An 18356-nucleotide genomic window follows, 5' to 3' on the forward strand; every position below is an offset into this window, starting at 1 on the left:
TGAAAAACGAGAGGCGCGCGCCTCTCGTTTTTTATCTGGACCGAAGTGTGCGTTCGAGTCGATCCAAGTCCGTATCTTTCCCGATGATGATCAAGATGTCCTCTGGCAAAATCATCTCGTCGGCTTGCGGTGAGATGATGACGTCATCATTGCGGCGGACCGCGACGATGTTGACGCCGTATTTGGCGCGAAGGTCCAAATCGATGAGCGACTTGTTCGACAGTTTGTCCGACGCCTTGATTTCAACAATCGAGTGCTCGTTCGAGAGCTCGAGGTAGTCAAGGATGCTTTGGCTCATCAATCCGTTCGCAATCCGGATGCCCATGTCGCGCTCTGGGTGGACGATGTTATCGGCCCCGATGCGGCGCAACACTTTCTCGTGATAATCATTCGTCGCCTTGACCGTGATGATTTGAACGCCGAGCTCTTTTAAAATGAGTGTCGTCAAAATCGAGGCTTGAATGTTTTCACCGATGGCCACGATCACGTGTTCAAAGTTGCGAATGCCGAGACTTTTCAATACGTTCTCGTCGGTCGTGTCCGCGATGACCGCATGCGTCGCCAATCCCATAAACTCGTTGACGCGTTCTTCATCCGCATCGATCGCCAACACGTCATAACCGTTCGCCGACAATTCACGAACAATCGAGCCGCCAAACCGTCCTAATCCGATGACTGCAAATTCACCTGTCATAATTTCATACATCCCTTTCCTACGCTGTTTCTGTTCCCGATTCTTCGTACAGTGTAACCGATTCCCCTCAAAAAAACTATATAAAAAAAGACCGGAATAGCCGGTCTTTACGCTTTACCACTCGAACGCTTTCCGCGTACATAGTCATTGTCGAACAAGAACAGGCGTAACAAGAGATACAGCGCCGGTACGAGCAAGAGCAATCCGAGGATGAAGACGACGACGAGGGCGATGGCCATCGACTCGTTGACGACACTTCCGTTGATGTCGATGTACGGATAAAGAATGTACGGCAAGTGCGTATATCCGTATCCGAACCAGGCCATAAAGAACTGACCCATGACCATCAAGAACGCGAGGCCGTAGTTTCGCTTCATGTAGACGAGTGCAACGGCTACAGCGAAGAAAATGAAACTTGCAGCGAACCACCACCAGTTGCCCGCTAAGATGCTCTCATAATGCCAAGCTGCCTGCGACTTCAACCCGAAGAAGACGAGGCCCGACGCGACAATCGTCGGAACGCTCCAGAACAAGGCCCATTTTCGAACGAGTGGGACCGCCTGAGCGTCACGCGCCTTATCGGCATAGAATAAGAGGAACATGGCACTGATATAGAGCACCGACACGATTGCCAAGGTGACGACGGTCCAAGAATAGAAGTTGGTGAACAACTTCATGCCGTCAAAGACGACGCCCGACTCGGTCTCATTGATGAACCCGCCTTGGCTGACCGTAAGAACGGTAGACATCGAGGCCGGGATTAACAGCCCAGTCGCCCCATATAAGAACATATAGAACGTGCTCTCTTTTGAGCCGTAGTTGGCAAACGCGTAGAAACTACCGCGAATCGCCAACAGAATCAACACGACCGAGGCCGGTACGAGAAGCGCCGTCCCGTAATAGTAAGCCGTGTCTGGGAAAAACCCGACGATCCCGACGAAGAAGAAGACGAAGAACACGTTCGTCACTTCCCACGTCGGCGATAAATACCGTGCAATCAGACGGTTGATCTTTTGGTCCCGCTTCGTGTACTTACTATAGAAAGCGAAGAAGCCGGCACCGAAATCAATCGATGCGACGATGAGGTAGCCGTACAAAAACGTCCATAGTACGGCAATCCCTAATTCTTGAATCTGCATGTCATACCCTCCGATCACACTTCATCCGCGAACATCGCTTCACCGCGATGCTCCGATTGTTTTAGTTCTTTCCCTACTGGGTTGTCCTTGAACAGACGAGTCAAGACGAGTACCGTGACCACGCCAAGAACTGCATACAGGATCGCAAAGGCGATAAGCATCCATCCCACGTTTGCCGATGTCGTCGCCGCCTCACTCGTGCGCATCAAATCGTAAAGCGCCCAAGGCTGACGACCGAACTCTGCGAAGAACCAACCAAACTCGATGGCCATCATCGCGAGCGGACCGCCTGCGGCGATGGCGATGAGCATCGGTTTACTGAATTGAGGCAGTCGCTTGATATACCGTCCGAGCACGAACAAGAACGAAATCAATGCCAGCAACATCCCGATCCCGACCATCGCATCAAACAGGTAGTGGATGAATAGTGGAGGTTGATCTTCTTTCGCAAATTCATCAAGACCGGTCACCTCATAGTTCGGCACACCGCCCGCTAAAATTGACAAGGCGTACGGAATCTTCAAGGCGCCACGTACTTCGTAACCGCCCTGTCCGTCTTCCTCGAGCCATCCGCCTAGAATCAGCTCGGCTTCCGAGGAGGTTTCAAAATGCCACTCCGCAGCCGCCAATTTGTCTGGCTGATACTTCGCCAAGTATTTACCTGAGAAGTCGCCGACGAGAGCAGTCGCAATCGCAAAGATGAGCGCGACGGTCATCGTCAAACGAAGACCTTTTTTATGATACTCGATTGACAACTTGTCGAGCTGGTTCCGTCGTTGACGGAGCAACTGGACAGCGGCGATGGCGGCTAAAATGAACGCCGATGTCAGAATGGCCGACGTCAAGACGTGCGCCATTTTGGTCGGCATCGCTGGGCTGAACATCGCCTCGATTGGACTCACGTTGGCGAGTCGACCGTCGACAATATCAAATCCGACCGGCTGGTTCATGAAGCTGTTGACGGTCGTAATGAAGAACCCTGAGAACAAGGCACCGACCGCGACTGGAATCCCGACGAGCATATGGTGCCACGGGTTTTTAAATCGATCCCACGTGTACAAATAAATCCCGAGGAAGATCGCTTCAAAGAAGAAGGCGAACGTTTCCATGAACAGTGGAAGTGCGATCGTTTGACCGGCGACCCGCATAAGGTTCGGCCAAAGTAAAGACAGCTGGAGCCCGATTGCCGTACCTGTCACGACACCGACCGCTACTGTGACGACGTAGCCCCGTGACCAACGACGGGCCATCAAGGTGTATTTCGGATCTTTCTTTTTAATACCTAGAAACTCTGCCAATAAAATGAGTAATGGAACCCCGACGCCGATTGTGGCAAATATCACGTGGAAACCCAACGTGAGTGCCGTTAACGCCCGGCTCATCAGGACAGGATCTTGAAACATCTATTGATTACCTCCTATCTCTCTCTAGCGCGTAAAACCAATGTCTATCGCGCAACATCACAGATGATTTCCCTTGGATATCCTTATCATAATGATTTTATATAGCGCTGTAATGTCTCAATGCTTGAGTTCGCAAAATGTTCACATTTGAGCAAGCTTAACAATATCGACGCTTTACAACTCTTACTTTTTTCCCAAAATTTTAACGGTTCACGCACAATTCTACACATTTCATACAAAAAAGCGGACACCATCGTGTCCGCTTGCTTCATTTAATGATGGCCGTTCTAAAGAAATGATCGAACAGCTCGATGGCGACATCAATGGCCCGCTCATCCGGATTGAGCGTCGATTGGTGTAGTCCCGACCCCATATCGTTCACGCCGAGCCAGACCATAAAGCCTGGTACTTGTTTCAGCATGTATCCGAAATCTTCACCGGTCATGGCCGGTACGCACGTCTTGTATGAGTATCCGACTTCCTCGACCGCTTCTTCGAATTGGAACAAATAACGCTCGTCGTTGACGACCTCATGATAACGATTGCCGAACTCGAGGTCGATGTGGACGTTATACGTCATCTCCACCCCGGCGATGATTTGACGGATGCGTCGTTCGAGCACAACCATCTCCTTGTCCGACAAGGCCCGAATCGTACCGTCGAGCTTCGCCGTGTCCGCGATGATGTTCTCTTTCGTCCCAGCCATCACTTTCCCGATCGAGATGACCGCGCTGCCCATCGGGTCGATGTTCCGTGAGACGATTGTTTGCAGCTGCATAATCAACGCGGCCTGGACGATGACGGCATCAATTCCGGCGTGTGGGAAGGCACCATGTCCGCCTTTCCCATGAATCGTCAGATGCAACTCGCGCGCACTCGCGAACAATACACCTGGACGCGACGCGATTGTGCCGACAGGATATTCTGGTGCGACGTGAAGTCCGAACATCGCATCGGGACGGAAATGATAGAACAATTCCGACATGGCCATCGGCTCAGCTCCGCCCGGACCTTCTTCGGCTGGTTGGAAGAAGATGACGAGGTGATGGTCGAGCGGCTCTTCGACGGCTCGCTTAATCAACCCGAGAGCGATTGCCATATGAACGTCATGGCCACAGGCGTGCATCATCCCTTCATGGACCGAGGCAAACTCGAGGCCCGTCTCTTCGGTGATTGGTAAGCCGTCCATGTCGGCCCGGTAACCAATCGTCTTTTCGCCGACAAGCCCGTCGATGCGGACAAACAAACCGGTACGCCAATGCGAGATGTGCACCCGCGGCGAGTTTAAGGATCGAATCAGTTCTTCAAGCGTCGTCTGTGTCTTGAACTCTTCATAGCCTCGTTCTGGAATCAAATGTAATTGCCGTCTTGCCTCAATTGCCCAACTCATTCCACACTCTCCTTCGTCACTTCATCAACAATCTCCCAAAACGCCTTCACTTGCGCCAACTCGAGCATCGACTCGGTCGATAACATCCACGTATCCCGGACAAGCGGAATCCCGTCCGACGACGTGAGCGGAATCTTATTGATCGCCTCGACATCACGAATCGTCGACTCAGGTAAAATCGCAAATCCGATTCCGTGTAACGCCATCTGTTTGCACGTCTCGATTTGGTCGACGACGAGCGTCGTGAGCGGCGGACTCGAGAAGCGCTCTTGCCACCACTCCAAAATTTCCTGATAATACGTCGAGTCGCTCTTGAATTGAATGAACGAACGCTCGTTATTTTTTAATTGTTTCAAATCGGTCATCCGCAAGTCGACCAGGTGAAGCGAATCTGAGAACAATTTCATCTTCTCGCCGCGCCAATCCGGATTCCCGCGAATGATGCCGATATGGAAATTTTCCTCTAGCATATAGCGCATCATCTCGCTTGACCAGCCCGTGACGAGTTTGACTCGAACCGATGGATACCGCTCGACGAATCGCTTCAAAACGCGCGGTAGCCAATACTGACCCATGATGGATGCGACGGCGATTTTTAATGTACCGTACACCTCACCTTGTTGCGCTGTCAACTCCCCACGCAGCTCCTGCTCCTCGCTATACATCTTCTTCGCGAAGTCGATGATTTTTTCACCGTCCGGCGTGAGCGCGAGGCCCCGTGTCGAACGGACAAAAATTTTCTTGCCCCACTGATGCTCGATTGTGACGAGGCGCTGACTGAGTGCGGGCTGGGAGACGAACAAGCGCTCCGCCGCTTTCCGCATATTCAACTCTTCGGCGAGGACGATTAACACTTCCACTTCTGATACTTGCATGACGTCACCTATTTCTCTATCGTTTCAAAGATTGTATACTGGATACGTTATTGCTTCACTGTATCATATCATGTTTGTCGATTAGTTTTGAATCGTCAGGAGGAAATCAGATGCAACGTCATCATTTTGCCTTTATTGTCGCCACCATCGCGACGCTCGGCAGTCTTTATTTCTCGGAAATCATGCTGTACGTGCCATGCAAGTTATGCTGGTTCCAACGCATATTTATGTATCCGCTCGCCATCTATTACTTGACGGTACTGCTCTCTAACCGTGCTGTGAACAAATTGTTCGTCGGTCTCATGGCCGGGGCGGGTTGGGCAATCGCCCTCTATCACGTCATTCTCGAACGCATCCCGAACGGAGACGCGTTCTGCAGTAACGACTGTTTGATTCGTTGGGTGAACTACTTCGGATTCCTCACGATCCCGCTGCTCAGCTTGATCGCGTTCACGCTCATCTTGCTCATCCAATTCGTGCCGACACGCTCGAAGCGCTAATCTGTGATACACAAAGGAACCGGTCCAAGGATCGGTTCTTTTGTGTGATTTACGATCGCTTTGGCCGGCACCCTCCGTTCCTGGGGCGATGCGGATGCCTCCGCAGCGCGAATCGCGCTTTACAGGGTTATCCTTGCATCGCTCTCCCCTAGGAGTTCGATTGCAGGCTTTTAGCATCGATTGATCTGTAGCATAGGGAAGTCCCTTCGATCCGGCCCGTGGCGCCCTGACTCATGCAGGAAAGCAATCCGACGAAGATCCCGCAGTGCCGGATTCGGCGCGAGGAGGCTTCGGGATTGCCTGCTGAAAGCATGGGCGCCTAACGGGACGGTTCGAAAGCTACCACATAAAAAAGAACCAGCCGGGGGGCTGGTTCTTAAGATCACTGCCACCACTCGTCATAGAGCGAAGCTGGCATATGGTGCTTATGGCGCGACCGTTTGAAGATTGTCTCAATCCGTTCAGCGATGGCTGGATCGACTGACTTCCCTTCGAGATAGTCATCAAGTTGATCATACGTCATCCCGAGAGCGACCTCGTCCGGGAGTCCCGGTTTGTCATCTTCCAAATCAGCCGTCGGCACTTTGTAAATCAAGCTCTCATGCGCTTCAAGTTCATGGAGCAACGCTTTCCCTTGGCGCTTGTTCAATCCTGTGAGCGGCGTCAAGTCGGCCGCCCCGTCCCCGTGCTTCGTGTAAAAACCAGTGACGTATTCGGCCGCATGGTCCGTGCCGACGACGAGGGCACCGTACGTGGCTGCGATGTCGTATTGCACTTTCATCCGCTCGCGCGCTTTCGTATTCCCTTTATGGAAGTCGCCAAGTTCGAGTCCCGTCGCTTCATGGAACGAGTTGGCTGAGGCATCGACGGCCGGTTTCACGTTGACCGTGAACGTTTTGTCCGGTCGAATGAAGTCGAGGGCACGTTTGGCGTCGGCCTCGTCATGTTGCTCGCCATAGGGCAGACGGACGGCGTAGAATGTAAAGTCCGCACTTGTTTCCTCACGCAATTCTTCCATCGCCAGCTGGCAGAGCTTGCCGGCGAGCGTTGAGTCTTGTCCTCCCGAGATGCCGAGGACGAGTCCTTTCGCGCCTGCTCGTTTGACATAAGCCTTTAAAAAATCGATTCGGCGACGAATCTCTTCGGCTGGGTTGATGGATGGTTTGACGTGTGTTGTCTCAATAATATGTTGCTGCATTCTCAACTTCCTCCCTATCTGATATCGGTTTGCCTAATTGTCTGACAATCTATGAATGCCGTCAACTTGTTTCATTCCCGAAACAAAACGACGGAAACCTAAGTTTCCGTCGTCCGGTTATTGAATGCGGAACGATGCGACGTCGCCGCCAATCGGTGTCATCTCCAAGAATAATGCTTTTCCTGCCGGTGGTTCTTCATCCATTAAGACACCAAATGTGAAGCTGCCACTTGTCACTTCGGCCGCACCTTGGGCATATAGATTATGACCGTCCGACACGCTCCATTCGAACTCTTCGACGTCCGTGTATCCAGAAACATCGATCGCGTTACCGTTCAATTTGATGGCCACATCGCGGAACGAACCGTCCGTTTGCGCGGGTTGGTCGCTCGGCTCTTCAACGGGTTCTTCTGTCGTTTCTTCCGTCGTTTCTTCGGCCGGCTCTTCCGGTGTTTCTTCAGTCGGTACCTCGGAAGCTTCAACGGTCAGCGACTGTTGATCGGTGACCGCCATCTCAGGTGCACCTTCGACTTGGGCCAGACCGACGAAGTCCACCGTGTACTCACCCGCTTCGAGCGTGAGTGGGAATACTTCATCGAACACTTTCTTCTCATCTGGTGCCCACGTCTCTTCGATAATCGATTCTGTGAACATATATTCACTGCCATAGTCGAAGATGGTCGTATCCCCGTTCATTACCGTCATCTGAAAGCGTTGCGACGAATTGAACGTCACGTTGACGGGCTCCTCGTTCGGATTCGTCATCGATACCGTCGCCGACAACTGTTTGGACTCGGCATCGTAGCTCACGTCCGTCTCGAGTGTCAATAAGGCAGGCGGTGTCGACGCGTTACCGTCCACATCGCTCGGGTTCGCTTCTTCTTTGCTGCAAGCCGCGACGACCAACATCATCGCCGTAACGATTGCCAATAACCAAGTTTTCTTCACGTATCCCACTCTCCTCCGAAAAATAAAAAAACGTCTATAGCACTAGTGTAAACGTTCGTGCAGACGTTTGTAATGGGTTTACGGATATTATTCACCTTTATTATGAAACTTGGACGTTTTCCACGTATTGCTGCCATCCTGTCATGAACAACGCGTCAGCGACGTCGATATCGGACCGAACTTGTGCAGAGATTGAGAACGTCTCGCTGTGAATCGACTCAAAGATGACCGTGATCATACCATCGACGACTTCCTTATAGGCTACGAGTTCTGGTGTTTCTGCAAAAAGCATCATGAGTGTGGCTCCTTTTCGGTTATAAGATATGTATAGTGTATCAACGATTATATTAAGAATAACGTCCCATCGTTCGACAGGCCAAAAGACCCGTTTACCCAACTGTCGAATTGCTGGTATCGATTGTTAGTCATTTGGATGAATTATCAAATTATTCGTGCAAAAAGGGAGACGAATCGCAATCCGATTCGTCTCCCTTCCTGTAACTGTAAAAAAATTAAATTCATGATTGTCGAATGATTTGTTACTTCGTTCGGTTTGAAATTTGTTGCCATACTGTCCCGAGTGCCGTTTCCCCGCTCGTGATCCGTTCTTTGGCAAGGCGTGCCTGCAACGACACCTCGAACTCACGATCGTCTTCGGCGATTTTGAGGGCGGGTACGGCCTGTTCATCTCCGCAGTCGAACAAGAATCGAGCGGCCCGCCACCGGACGAGCTTGCTCTTATCCTTGAGCGCCTCAATCATCGACGGTTGCGACTGCGGCAACGCCCAATCGGACACCGTGTCGCCGGCCGTACGCCGTACAATCGGTGACGAGTCGACGAGCGCCTGTTCGATATACGTGACATACTCTTCCCGATTCTCTTCGAACATGCCAATCATGACGACCGCTTGTCGACGGATGGCCATCACCTTGTCCTCGAGGGCGCGGCGGAAGTACACCATGTTGTCCGGGGTAATCTCGAGCTCGTCCAAGAACGCCAAACGTGCTTTCCAATCGTCTGATTGCAATTGGTTCGCATTGGCTTCATAGTCGGCTTCCCGGCCAAACGCCCGGGCGACGATGCGAGCGACCCGCTCTTCAGGATACGCCGCCTCGAGTTCTTCTTGCGCGACGACACTCACATCCTCGAGCTCACCGTAACGCGGGGCTTGTTCGACCCAGCGTCGGTCTTGGATGACGTTTTTCACTTGGGCCTGCACGTCAAGTGCGGCGTCGACGAACCGTTTTGACAGGCCGACCCGTTTTTCCGAATCGCCTTTGACGAGTTTCAATTGCATCGGCACATCGAGGACGAACTGGACCGAGACGTGCACCGGTTCGTAGTCCGCCGCCATTTGACTTGCCTCGACTTCCGGCACGTCTTCCCCGAACGCGCGGCGAATCTCGTTCATGACGTCGTGCCAGTCATGTTTCGGATGGCGTTCGACGGCGAGGAAGTCGGAGACAGCGTAGACCGACTTGACCCCGCGTAAGCCGACGATGTCTTCAATGATCGGCGGCATATCACGGCTCGCCTTGTCATACGTGACACCACGGCCCGTGAACGCCGGTTCGACGATAATCTTCAAGTTATTTGGACTTGGAGTTGGTTCGATTGCTACTAATTTCATTCTCATCACCTCACTCTCAATCGTGACGAAAACGACAAAAAAACGCAAGCGAGTCGCTTGCGTCGTGAACAATCAAAATAGGGCGATGAACTGTTGGAGCGAATACTCTTCTCCTTCGACGATGAACGTATCATCTGCTGACACAGGCTCAAGGAAGAAGCGCTTCTCCCCATCGGCTTTGACGTATCCGAAGATATGGCTCGTTTGATAGAACAATTCCACAATCGTCACCCGGCCGAACGTCATCCCGTCATTGATGATTGCCCGGTCCTCCAACTCGCCGCCATTATACAGTTCAATATACGTTTGCATGTTTGTCGTCGCTCCCTTTGTGTTTGTTTTCACAATTCATTTCTATCAAACAATCAGGGCGACTTCAAGTTAATTTTTTGCGTGACGCTTCCAAAAATCAATCCAGTTATAATACTCAGATAACACTCGGTCGATTTGTTGCCGAGACTTTTCATCGTGTAATCCAGTATCATCAATCTTTTCTTTACAATGTGTGATAAAGATTTCATTTCCTGGTAAAACGTTAGCACGATTTGTGGCAAATACTTGACGGAGATGAATTTGACATCGCGCCGTCCCAAGCATACCCGGAGACGCCCCGGCAATCATGACCGGTTTCTCACGGAGCGGCGTGCCTGGTTCGAGCGACAGCCAATCGATTGCGTTCTTCAACACACCCGGGATGCTGTGGTTATATTCCGGGGTGACGACGAGCAGACCGTCCGCCTCACGCACGGCTCGTTTGAAGTCGCGTACGACTTCGGGTTCATCCGGGTCGATCAAGTCGTCGTTATAGAGCGGCATCTCAATCGAAGCGATCTCGACGTCGAACCGATCTTGCCCGAGCTCGATGATGGAATGGAGCAGCGCCGTGTTATATGACGCCTTACGAAGACTTCCTGATACGGCAACGAGTTTGAATTTAGACATCCTGTACCTCCTTGAGCCAATCATTGATGAGTTGCGCTTCTCGTTCTGGCTGTTCCATCATCCCCATATGGCTAGCCGGTACCGTCTGTTTCGTATGACGGTCCGCCCCTAGGAAAGCGCGTTCCGCATTCATGTTCGGATCACTAGATCCATAGAGGAAGAGACCGGGCAATTTCGTCGACCGGACCGTCTCCGTTTCGTCGGTACGGTCGCGAATGGCCATCTGCGCGGAAATGATTCCTTCTTTTGACATCTCGTAGCCGATTTGCTTGGCGCGTTCAATCAACGCGGTGTCGGAATCAGCGGCAAACACACTCGGAATCATCGTGTCGATGAACGGATGTACCCCTTCTTCCATCACTCGTTCGATGGCTTCATTCCGCTTCGCTTTGGCAGGCTCTGGATCAGCCGCCGCTGTCGAATGAATCAATCCGAAACCAGATAGCGCATCCGGATGACGGCGGACGAGGTTGGTCGTGATGTAGCCCCCGAACGAATGACCGAGCACAATTGGACGCTTAAGATCGCGCAGTTTTATTTCAGAAAGCACCCAATCCGCAAACTGATCCATCGTCTCTGGTCCAGCCTCCGTCCCGGAATGTCCCGGTAATATCAGCGCGTATACGTCCGCGTCCATCAATGGGATAAGTTCCTCAAAATAGTCAGGTGATCCACACAATCCATGTAACAGCACAACTTGTCTCAACGTCATTCCTCCCTTTCATTCCATTCGTCTTTCAAGAGACGATACATCGTCAAATCCATGAAACGTCCGTGACTATACGCATAGTCATGGAGCAGCCCTTCCTCCGTAAAGCCGAGCTTTTGCACCAACCGGTTCGACCCTTCGTTCCCCGGGGCGACGAGCGCCGAGATGCGATGAAACTTGAACTCGTCAAACCCGTATCGAATGACGGCAGACGCCGCCTCGAACGCGACACCCTGGCGCCAATGGCTCGGCGCGACCTCGAAGCCGATTTCGGCCCGAAAATACTGCGGGGTCCAGTTGTGAAAGCCGATCGTCCCAATCAGTTCGTTCGTTTCGCGGTCACAGATCGCCCAGCGAATCGCTTTTCCTTGCTGAAACTGATCTTTGAAATAAGCGATGACGTTCTTCGCCTCGTAGACGGCCAGCAAAGGATCGGACCCGTAATAACGCATCACTTCCTCGGTCGAAAGAATCACATAGAGTGCCCTTGCGTCACGGGGTTCGAGTTCCCTTAAGATGAACCGACTCGTCACGAGCTCGGGAAAGCTTTTTTTCAACCCCCACATATGGAATCCGCCTTTCTGCTTCTTTTCCTCAATTATAACCATTTTCCCAAAAAAACCATCATCTCAATCCTCTAGAACCGCTCAAACATGGCGCGCCACGAAGGGATTTGCTAAAATCAAACTATAGTGACTTCGAACTGAGGGGATAAATATGTCAAAACAGTTGTTCTATATTAAACAAGACCGAGAACTGCAACGTTTTACACTGCATGGCGTGACTTTAAACGATGTCACCGAGGCGTTATCACTCGCCCGCCCGATGATTATTTGTCGGACGGACATGAAAGGGATGAGACAGTCGTCCCGGACCCGGTTCCGCTATATCGAGGCGCACGAACTGTCGACGTTCTCGACCAAGTATTTAAATAACCAAACGAGTTTCACCGCCATCGACTTTCCTGACTATCATCTGCTTGAATCGTTATCGGATCACGAGATCGCTGAAATCTTGTTCCTCAGTCATATGGAACGTGGCTTAAAAGGACCTTTCCTGAACTCGATTCAAAACGAGATTGCCTTCTTCAACGAATCGAATGATCGTCATAGCAGCCTGTACATAAAAGACTGGTCGACGATCTCGCACTTCTTGCAGAGCGTGCTGCAAAGCAAGCTCGACCGCGACATTCGCAACATCAGTTTCGTCCCAATCCCGCTCCCGGTCATCGATGAGATTTTGGCGTTATCACCGCAAGGGTTGATTATCGATTTCGATCATACGAAGCGGAGCCTGTTCAATCGGCAAGTCTCGATTGCCTTCTATGTCGCCGGGCGTTACGAGGACATGTCGGTGCTCGAAGAAGACTTTGATGCGAAAAAAGAATCAATCGCGTTGAAAGGACAATTGACGTATCGCCGTCGTACGTGGGAGATTGAACGATTTTGAGTTCACCCGTGCAATAATCTTTATCGAACCTGAGCCAATCAGGTTCTTTTTTGTTATCCCGCTCATACGGATTACGTTTCAAATCCCATCACCAAGCGCCTGAGACACTATTTTTATAAATTGATAACAAATTGTCTTAATTTTTCGTTAAATTAACTCTTTTCTTTTATCGCGAGGAGGGTATACTAGGAATAACCTTCTGGAGGAATGGAAGGCAATATAGAGAAAGCGAGGTGAAAATCTATTCATCACGCGGATGAATAGATACACGAGATGGAACAACTGAAAGTACAGGGAATGTCTTCGTTCACCAAGTTTGCGACGAATGGAAAAATGCTGAAACTAAAAGATGCAGTAGCCGGCGAGCAACGGATTTCGCTTCAAGAAGCGACCGATATTCAAGTCTCAATGCTCGACGAGGACCATTCGCGCTTCACTATATTCGGTCAGTCACACCCACTTGTCGAACTGACCCTTCCTCACCATTCTTGTGAAGTGTTACATGCCTGGTTATTACACAAGTTAAAACGACAAAAAATCAAATTGGCTTCTAACGCCTAAACGAACAAAGCGCGTTCCTCTTATGAGGACGCGCTTTGTTCGTTTTTCCGATAAATCGTCACGCCGCCGTGTTTCGCTTCACCGACGACTTCAAATAGCCAGCCCTTGTCGACCAAGAGCGAACGGACCGTCAAAAAGTCGTCTTTCGGGACGATGAGTTCGTCGACCGTCCCGTCGAGAAGTTCTTGAATTTTTGGTTCCCACTCGTTCATTTCACTTCATCCCTCTCCGTCTGTTGTCGGTTTGCCCAGGCGAACAATCGTTCACTCGTCTGCATCACATTTTCCGGTACGAACACATCTTCCGGCACCTGAGGATGCGACGCGACCGGCTCATCAATGGCGAGCACGACCGTTTCACCGAGTGCCCGTTCCACATAATCGGTTACAAACGCGAGCCGTTCACCGTACGTTTTTGGCGCAGCGTCGTCGAGGGCGACCGCATAGGCCGCATCCACTTCGTTGTCCTTTAATAAGACTCGGCCCGAATCGAGGATGGCGAACGGCGGGACCGCGTCGACATGAAACACTTCATAGGCTCGATACGCCGTCTCATCGCACGATAAGAGCGGCACGAAGCGGCGTTGTCCCGTCCACTTCTTGAGTTGGAACAACGTTCGCATCGCCGTGAATGACTTGGCCCCGGACGCATCTTTTTCGACCAAAATCGTCGGGGCGTCGGCCGCGTCCGCTCGAGTTTGGTCCATGAACAACCATGTTTCGACTTGTGAGACTAAAATCAATTTCGTTTCCTCCTTATTACTTCTGACCCTGCCACTATGACGAGCGCGACGAGCCACCCGCCGATGACGTCACTAAAATAGTGGACGTTCAAGATGACCCGGCTGAGCGAGACGGCCAACACCATCGCGACAAGCAAGCCGAACCCGATCAAGTTTTCATTGCGGCGGTACATCAAGATCGCCAGCATACCGTACAAGGCGAGTGATCCAGAGGCGTGACCGCTCGGGAAGCTATATGTCGTCGCGTCGAGCGCGGCATCGATTGACGGTCGGTCAACCCCGAACACGAGCTTCAACACTTGTGTCACGAGAAGCGTGGCAATGACGACAATCGGCAAACGGAACGCCTCAAAGCGGTTCCCTCGCCATAAGAAATAGAGCATGCCAATAAAGGATAGACCAATCAACACTTTCACACTGCCGAGCTCGGTCACATAAACGAACAATGGTCCAGCGAGCGGTTCAAGCAAAGCCGTGACGAAGCGGTCGACCGGTACAACCCAACCTAAAACGACGACCACCGAGAAGAGAATGAATCCAATCGTCCCGGTGATCGCCAGCTCTTGTGAGCGAGAAGTCATCAATATAACCCTTTCCGTTCCCGCATCTCGTCTTCGCCGAAGTCGGTCATGTCACGCAGACGGTGCGCCAACCGACCTGAGGCGTTCGCCGCGATGGCACCGACGAGGTCATCCATGAACGTATGGACTTGGCCGTCGTCCATTTTCGTGTCGAGCTGTTTGATGATCCCGATTTTCGCTTTGTCTAAGTATCCGAACGTCGTCACGGCAATCGAACCATATGTGTTGACGGCCCCGATCGCAATCGTCTCATCGACACCGAACAAACCTTCATCCGACGCCACGATCGACAAGAGCGGCTCCGACAATTGCCCGCGCTCGGCGAGCATGTCGAGTTCCGACCCGACGAGAATCGCGTGTTGGAGCTCGCGTTTATCTAACACGGCCTCGACCGAGTCCATGCAGTCTTTCAATGACAAGTGTGGCGAATACGGTGCTTGCATTTGATAGACGATTTCGGCGATCGATTCGATCGATACGCCTCGTTCAATCAAGCGAGCCCGTGCCGCGTCGCGTACATCGCGTGAGTGTGGTACATGTTTCATCATAGATGCGGGAACAATCCCGCTACACATCCTTTCATCTCGAGAAGAGCTTCTTGAAGTACTCAATGTCTATTATACTGAAAACTCGAAAAAAAGACTAAGCCCGCTTTGACTTCATTCAATAAATCGGTCATCATAAAAAAGTAGACCACTTTATAAAGGGGGAACTGGAATGAAGATTGGGGTAGTCTTATTTCCATCAAAACAAGTTCAAGACTTCGCCAACTCGTATCGGAAGCGATACGACACGAAGTATGCGTTGATCTCACCTCACGTGACGATCAAGGAACGCACTGAAATCGACGAGGCCGATTTGCCGAAAGTGCTCGAGTATCTCCAGCTAGTCGCAGACTCGACCAAACCGGTTCAATTGAAAATCGACGGGGTCCGCTCGTTCGCACCGACGAACAACGTCCTCTACTTAAAAGTATTGCCGACGCGCGAACTGTCGGCGCTTCACGACAAACTGCACGACGGTCTGCTCAAGCAGCCTCCGAAATACGAGTTTCTGCCGCATATCACCATCGGTCAAGACTTGACCGATGCCGAACTGTTCGACGTGCTCGAACGGATGCGAATGGAACAAGTGCATTTCGAGGAGACGATCAATCGCATGGCCGTCATGTATGAGCTCGAAAACGAAACATGGAACGTCTATGAGACGTTCCGGTTCCGCGGATAAGATTACACGCTCCGGTCGACGAAACGACCGGGGCTGTTTTGTTGTTCGGCTTCTAACCATTCTTCTTGACGGGGCCGGATTCGTTGGACACGTTGAATGCGTGTGACCGGCTCGATGTTCGCCCGTTCTGTTGGTTGAACTTGGCGATTTCCATATTGGACGACTGTGAAATCAATCTGATAAGGACCCATGATCCAACCTCCTTCACAAGTCCTTACCCGAAATTCTTCCCCGATAATACAAAAAAGAGCGTATCGCTACGCCCTTTCCCATTTTTATAAAATGTGATAACCGCTATCGACGTGGATGACTTCCCCTGTCACGCCGCTGCCCATGCTCGACAAGAGGAACAGGCCGGTCGAGGCCACTTCTTCTACCGAGACGTTGCGACGCAATGGCGCTTTTTGCTCGAGTTCAGACAAGATGCTGTTAAAGTCGCCGACTCCTTTAGCCGACAACGTCCGAATCGGGCCGGCCGAGATCGCATTGACGCGGACGCCGTGTGGGCCGTACTCGTTCGCCAAATATTTGACGCTCGAGTCGAGCGCCGCCTTGGCGACACCCATCAAGTTATAGTTCGGGACGACGCGCTCGCCGCCGAGATATGTGAGCGTGATGACCGATGCGTCTTCTGCGAAGTACGGTTTGGCCGCTTTGACGACAGCCGTCAAGCTGTATGCCGAAATATCGAGCGCTTGCGCGAACTGGCCGCGTGTCATCTCTGAGAATTCACCGCGGAGCGCTTCTTTGTCTGCGAATGCGATCGAGTGCGCAATCCCTTGAATCGGGCCTGCTTGTTCATGAATCGCCCGGAACGTCGTGTCGATGGCTTCGTCGTTCGTGACGTCACACTCTAAGAGCAAGGCTTCTCCGTTCAAGTCGGCTGCAAGCGACTCGAGTCCTGACTTGAAGCGTTCGCCCGCATATGTGAGCACGAGCTTCGCGCCTGCTGCGTCGAGCGTCTTCGCGATTCCCCAAGCGATCGAGCGTTTATTGGCGATTCCCATGACGACATACGTCTTATTCGTTAACGTTGGATAGATTGACATCGTAAACTCCCCTTTTTTAGTACCTGGTGATAATATCTGTTATCAGATTACAGAATGGTGTCTGTTTTGTCAACTAGCGCGTAACGTATTGCGATTTTTTTAACTTACGGTAAGATAAAATACGTAGAGAAAGGGTGAGACGACTTCATCATGAACCGCATTCAATCTTATTTTAAAAGTTTAGACACAACACTTTTGACAATCGTCTTTTTCTTGATGATCATCAGTTTAGGTGCCATCTATACGGCCCAACCGATGTTGCCGACGCGATTGCAACATATTAATTTCGCATTTGACCAAGGAATCCGCTACATCATTGGGTTCTTCGCCATGTTCGCCATCATGACCATCGAATATGAACAGTTGCGAAAAATACACTGGTATTTGTATGGCTTCGGGTTATTGCTACTAGCCGGTTTGATTCCGCTACGAGATACGACCCTCGTTCCGAACATTAACGGGGCGTACGGCTGGTATAACGTACCGGGCTTCAGTTTCCAGCCAGCCGAATTCATGAAGCTGTTCTTACTTATTTCCATGGCGACAATCGTCTATGACCATAATAAACGCTACGGTTCGTCCCAACAGGACACATGGCTATTAATGAAATTGGTGCTCCTCGCCATTCCGCCTCTCGCGCTGATTGTGACGCAACCAGACTTAGGCACAGGGCTCGTGTTGATCACGATGCTCGGAGCGATTATCATCGTGTCTGGTATCGGGTGGAAGTGGTTGCTCGGATTGTTCAGCGCCGCTGCCTTAACGATTGGTGGCTTCATGTATTTGTTCTTCTCGCATTTCGAGTTGTTACAAAGTTTCGTGCCAGGCCACGCCTTGAATCGATTCCAAGCTTGGATTTACCCGTATGAGTATTCCGATGACCTGGCGTTCCAGTTAATTAAATCGCTTCAAGCGATTGGATCTGGTCAAATGTTCGGGGCCGGCTATGGACAAGGGCTCGTCTATCTTCCTGAGTCGCAAACCGACTTCATCTTCGCCGTCATCGCCGAGCATTATGGCTTTATCGGAGCAGCGATTGTGATTATCGTTTTCTTCTTGTTCTTGTACCGAATGATCCATATCGCCCTCGAAGCGAGCAGTCCGTTCGGAAGCTACATCGTCACGGCCGTCATCGCCATGTTCACGTTCCAAATTTTCCAAAACATCGGGATGACGATCGGCGTCCTCCCGATCACCGGTCTGACGTTACCGTTCATCAGTTATGGTGGGACCGGGATCATCATGAACATGATCGCCATCGGGCTCGTCATGAACGTCGCCTCTAAATCAAAAACGTATATGTTCGACGACGACTAAA

At 51.3% G+C, this 18356-nt stretch carries 24 protein-coding genes; 5 read left to right on the top strand and 19 right to left on the bottom strand.

What is annotated here, in order from left to right; genetic code table 11:
* Nucleotides 1-31 precede the first annotated feature (31 nt).
* The 5 genes from KNP81_RS07645 to KNP81_RS07665 all read right to left on the bottom strand — a co-directional run bounded on the left by KNP81_RS07645 (nt 32) and on the right by KNP81_RS07665 (nt 5501).
* Nucleotides 32-694: a potassium channel family protein gene (locus KNP81_RS07645; protein WP_029595762.1), complete on the bottom strand. Its 663-nt coding sequence runs from the start codon at nt 692-694 to the stop codon at nt 32-34.
* Nucleotides 695-801: 107 nt separating this feature from the next.
* Nucleotides 802-1833, bottom strand: a complete 1032-nt coding sequence (locus KNP81_RS07650) for a cytochrome d ubiquinol oxidase subunit II (RefSeq protein WP_214719507.1) — start codon at nt 1831-1833, stop codon at nt 802-804.
* A 14-nt stretch (nt 1834-1847) separates the two neighbouring features.
* A complete protein-coding gene (locus tag KNP81_RS07655; protein WP_214719508.1) occupies nt 1848-3236 on the bottom strand; it encodes a cytochrome ubiquinol oxidase subunit I in 1389 nt (462 codons plus the stop codon).
* A 268-nt stretch (nt 3237-3504) separates the two neighbouring features.
* Complete coding sequence (locus KNP81_RS07660; RefSeq protein ID WP_214719509.1) at nt 3505-4626, bottom strand: N-acetyldiaminopimelate deacetylase; 1122 nt, start codon at nt 4624-4626, stop codon at nt 3505-3507.
* Complete coding sequence (locus tag KNP81_RS07665) at nt 4623-5501, bottom strand: transcriptional regulator CcpC (RefSeq protein WP_021066984.1); 879 nt, start codon at nt 5499-5501, stop codon at nt 4623-4625. The genes KNP81_RS07660 and KNP81_RS07665 overlap by 4 nt, the downstream gene beginning before the upstream one ends.
* A 110-nt stretch (nt 5502-5611) precedes the next feature.
* On the opposite strand from KNP81_RS07665, the gene KNP81_RS07670 reads away from it, so the two are divergent.
* Nucleotides 5612-6001, top strand: coding sequence for a disulfide bond formation protein B (locus tag KNP81_RS07670; protein ID WP_214719510.1), 390 nt, complete (start codon nt 5612-5614; stop codon nt 5999-6001).
* 382 nt (nt 6002-6383) lie between these two features.
* Here the strand turns inward: KNP81_RS07670 and nadE are convergent, their stop codons facing one another.
* The 8 genes from nadE to KNP81_RS07710 all read right to left on the bottom strand — a co-directional run bounded on the left by nadE (nt 6384) and on the right by KNP81_RS07710 (nt 11995).
* Nucleotides 6384-7199 carry an ammonia-dependent NAD(+) synthetase gene (gene nadE, locus KNP81_RS07675; RefSeq protein ID WP_029595764.1) on the bottom strand — a complete coding sequence of 272 codons (816 nt, stop codon included), beginning with the start codon at nt 7197-7199 and terminating at the stop codon, nt 6384-6386.
* 117 nt (nt 7200-7316) lie between these two features.
* Nucleotides 7317-8147 (bottom strand): BsuPI-related putative proteinase inhibitor, encoded by an 831-nt coding sequence (locus tag KNP81_RS07680; RefSeq protein ID WP_353048080.1) that lies wholly within the window; start codon nt 8145-8147, stop codon nt 7317-7319.
* Between the two features lie 100 nt (nt 8148-8247).
* On the bottom strand, nt 8248-8442 hold the full coding sequence (locus KNP81_RS07685; RefSeq protein ID WP_021066980.1) for a hypothetical protein: 195 nt from the start codon (nt 8440-8442) through the stop codon (nt 8248-8250).
* A 244-nt stretch (nt 8443-8686) separates the two neighbouring features.
* Complete coding sequence (locus KNP81_RS07690) at nt 8687-9778, bottom strand: virulence factor (RefSeq protein WP_029595766.1); 1092 nt, start codon at nt 9776-9778, stop codon at nt 8687-8689.
* 72 nt (nt 9779-9850) lie between these two features.
* Nucleotides 9851-10090 (bottom strand): hypothetical protein, encoded by a 240-nt coding sequence (locus KNP81_RS07695; RefSeq protein ID WP_021066978.1) that lies wholly within the window; start codon nt 10088-10090, stop codon nt 9851-9853.
* Nucleotides 10091-10159: 69 nt separating this feature from the next.
* Nucleotides 10160-10720 (bottom strand): NADPH-dependent FMN reductase, encoded by a 561-nt coding sequence (locus tag KNP81_RS07700; protein WP_021066977.1) that lies wholly within the window; start codon nt 10718-10720, stop codon nt 10160-10162.
* Nucleotides 10713-11426: an alpha/beta fold hydrolase gene (locus KNP81_RS07705; RefSeq protein WP_214719511.1), complete on the bottom strand. Its 714-nt coding sequence runs from the start codon at nt 11424-11426 to the stop codon at nt 10713-10715. Before KNP81_RS07705 ends, KNP81_RS07700 begins: the two co-directional genes overlap by 8 nt.
* Nucleotides 11427-11428: 2 nt before the next feature.
* Nucleotides 11429-11995 carry a GNAT family N-acetyltransferase gene (locus KNP81_RS07710; protein ID WP_214719512.1) on the bottom strand — a complete coding sequence of 189 codons (567 nt, stop codon included), beginning with the start codon at nt 11993-11995 and terminating at the stop codon, nt 11429-11431.
* Nucleotides 11996-12146: 151 nt separating this feature from the next.
* Here KNP81_RS07710 and KNP81_RS07715 point away from each other — a divergent pair, with 151 nt between their 5' ends.
* On the top strand, nt 12147-12878 hold the full coding sequence (locus KNP81_RS07715; RefSeq protein ID WP_021066974.1) for a hypothetical protein: 732 nt from the start codon (nt 12147-12149) through the stop codon (nt 12876-12878).
* A 273-nt stretch (nt 12879-13151) separates the two neighbouring features.
* The gene (locus KNP81_RS07720) at nt 13152-13439 is read left to right on the top strand and encodes an FHA domain-containing protein (protein WP_029595769.1); all 288 of its coding nucleotides are present in this window, start codon (nt 13152-13154) and stop codon (nt 13437-13439) included.
* 20 nt (nt 13440-13459) lie between these two features.
* Here the strand turns inward: KNP81_RS07720 and KNP81_RS07725 are convergent, their stop codons facing one another.
* Genes KNP81_RS07725 through KNP81_RS07740 form a run of 4 tightly spaced genes read right to left on the bottom strand, consistent with a single transcriptional unit; the run spans nt 13460 to nt 15307 of the window.
* On the bottom strand, nt 13460-13651 hold the full coding sequence (locus tag KNP81_RS07725) for a hypothetical protein (RefSeq protein ID WP_058763287.1): 192 nt from the start codon (nt 13649-13651) through the stop codon (nt 13460-13462).
* Complete coding sequence (locus tag KNP81_RS07730; RefSeq protein WP_214719513.1) at nt 13648-14181, bottom strand: hypothetical protein; 534 nt, start codon at nt 14179-14181, stop codon at nt 13648-13650. Before KNP81_RS07730 ends, KNP81_RS07725 begins: the two co-directional genes overlap by 4 nt.
* Nucleotides 14178-14762: a phosphatase PAP2 family protein gene (locus KNP81_RS07735; protein WP_214719514.1), complete on the bottom strand. Its 585-nt coding sequence runs from the start codon at nt 14760-14762 to the stop codon at nt 14178-14180. Before KNP81_RS07735 ends, KNP81_RS07730 begins: the two co-directional genes overlap by 4 nt.
* Entirely contained in the window at nt 14762-15307 is a 546-nt protein-coding gene (locus tag KNP81_RS07740; protein WP_029595773.1) for a phosphatidylglycerophosphatase A family protein, read from the bottom strand. Before KNP81_RS07740 ends, KNP81_RS07735 begins: the two co-directional genes overlap by 1 nt.
* A 172-nt stretch (nt 15308-15479) precedes the next feature.
* Here KNP81_RS07740 and KNP81_RS07745 point away from each other — a divergent pair, with 172 nt between their 5' ends.
* On the top strand, nt 15480-15989 hold the full coding sequence (locus KNP81_RS07745; RefSeq protein WP_214719515.1) for a YjcG family protein: 510 nt from the start codon (nt 15480-15482) through the stop codon (nt 15987-15989).
* Nucleotides 15990-15991: 2 nt separating this feature from the next.
* On the opposite strand, the gene KNP81_RS07750 is transcribed toward KNP81_RS07745, so the two are convergent.
* Together KNP81_RS07750 and fabI are read right to left on the bottom strand one after the other, a co-directional pair.
* Entirely contained in the window at nt 15992-16180 is a 189-nt protein-coding gene (locus tag KNP81_RS07750; protein WP_021066964.1) for a hypothetical protein, read from the bottom strand.
* Between the two features lie 84 nt (nt 16181-16264).
* The gene (gene fabI / locus KNP81_RS07755) at nt 16265-17038 is read right to left on the bottom strand and encodes an enoyl-ACP reductase FabI (protein WP_021066963.1); all 774 of its coding nucleotides are present in this window, start codon (nt 17036-17038) and stop codon (nt 16265-16267) included.
* A 150-nt stretch (nt 17039-17188) separates the two neighbouring features.
* On the opposite strand from fabI, the gene KNP81_RS07760 reads away from it, so the two are divergent.
* The gene (locus KNP81_RS07760; RefSeq protein WP_021066962.1) at nt 17189-18355 is read left to right on the top strand and encodes an FtsW/RodA/SpoVE family cell cycle protein; all 1167 of its coding nucleotides are present in this window, start codon (nt 17189-17191) and stop codon (nt 18353-18355) included.
* The last annotated feature ends 1 nt before the right edge of the window (nt 18356 follow it).

It is taken from the genome of Exiguobacterium sp. s149 (assembly GCF_018618395.1).
Taxonomy (GTDB): domain Bacteria; phylum Bacillota; class Bacilli; order Exiguobacteriales; family Exiguobacteriaceae; genus Exiguobacterium; species Exiguobacterium chiriqhucha.

Bases quoted from the DNA above. Each gene is read 5' to 3' on its own strand.
- KNP81_RS07645 (WP_029595762.1), bottom strand. From the start codon at position 694: ATGACAGGTGAATTTGCAGTCATCGGATTAGGACGGTTTGGCGGCTCG.
- KNP81_RS07670 (WP_214719510.1), top strand. From the start codon at position 5,612: ATGCAACGTCATCATTTTGCCTTTATTGTCGCCACCATCGCGACGCTC.
- KNP81_RS07745 (WP_214719515.1), top strand. From the start codon at position 15,480: ATGAAGATTGGGGTAGTCTTATTTCCATCAAAACAAGTTCAAGACTTC.
- KNP81_RS07690 (WP_029595766.1), bottom strand. From the start codon at position 9,778: ATGAAATTAGTAGCAATCGAACCAACTCCAAGTCCAAATAACTTGAAG.
- KNP81_RS07650 (WP_214719507.1), bottom strand. From the start codon at position 1,833: ATGCAGATTCAAGAATTAGGGATTGCCGTACTATGGACGTTTTTGTAC.
- nadE (WP_029595764.1), bottom strand. From the start codon at position 7,199: ATGCAGCAACATATTATTGAGACAACACACGTCAAACCATCCATCAAC.
- KNP81_RS07750 (WP_021066964.1), bottom strand. From the start codon at position 16,180: ATGGGTCCTTATCAGATTGATTTCACAGTCGTCCAATATGGAAATCGC.
- KNP81_RS07655 (WP_214719508.1), bottom strand. From the start codon at position 3,236: ATGTTTCAAGATCCTGTCCTGATGAGCCGGGCGTTAACGGCACTCACG.
- KNP81_RS07685 (WP_021066980.1), bottom strand. From the start codon at position 8,442: ATGATGCTTTTTGCAGAAACACCAGAACTCGTAGCCTATAAGGAAGTC.
- KNP81_RS07740 (WP_029595773.1), bottom strand. From the start codon at position 15,307: ATGAAACATGTACCACACTCACGCGATGTACGCGACGCGGCACGGGCT.
- KNP81_RS07720 (WP_029595769.1), top strand. From the start codon at position 13,152: ATGGAACAACTGAAAGTACAGGGAATGTCTTCGTTCACCAAGTTTGCG.
- KNP81_RS07660 (WP_214719509.1), bottom strand. From the start codon at position 4,626: ATGAGTTGGGCAATTGAGGCAAGACGGCAATTACATTTGATTCCAGAA.
- KNP81_RS07695 (WP_021066978.1), bottom strand. From the start codon at position 10,090: ATGCAAACGTATATTGAACTGTATAATGGCGGCGAGTTGGAGGACCGG.
- KNP81_RS07715 (WP_021066974.1), top strand. From the start codon at position 12,147: ATGTCAAAACAGTTGTTCTATATTAAACAAGACCGAGAACTGCAACGT.
- KNP81_RS07700 (WP_021066977.1), bottom strand. From the start codon at position 10,720: ATGTCTAAATTCAAACTCGTTGCCGTATCAGGAAGTCTTCGTAAGGCG.
- KNP81_RS07735 (WP_214719514.1), bottom strand. From the start codon at position 14,762: ATGACTTCTCGCTCACAAGAGCTGGCGATCACCGGGACGATTGGATTC.
- KNP81_RS07710 (WP_214719512.1), bottom strand. From the start codon at position 11,995: ATGTGGGGGTTGAAAAAAAGCTTTCCCGAGCTCGTGACGAGTCGGTTC.
- KNP81_RS07725 (WP_058763287.1), bottom strand. From the start codon at position 13,651: ATGAACGAGTGGGAACCAAAAATTCAAGAACTTCTCGACGGGACGGTC.
- fabI (WP_021066963.1), bottom strand. From the start codon at position 17,038: ATGTCAATCTATCCAACGTTAACGAATAAGACGTATGTCGTCATGGGA.
- KNP81_RS07665 (WP_021066984.1), bottom strand. From the start codon at position 5,501: ATGCAAGTATCAGAAGTGGAAGTGTTAATCGTCCTCGCCGAAGAGTTG.
- KNP81_RS07760 (WP_021066962.1), top strand. From the start codon at position 17,189: ATGAACCGCATTCAATCTTATTTTAAAAGTTTAGACACAACACTTTTG.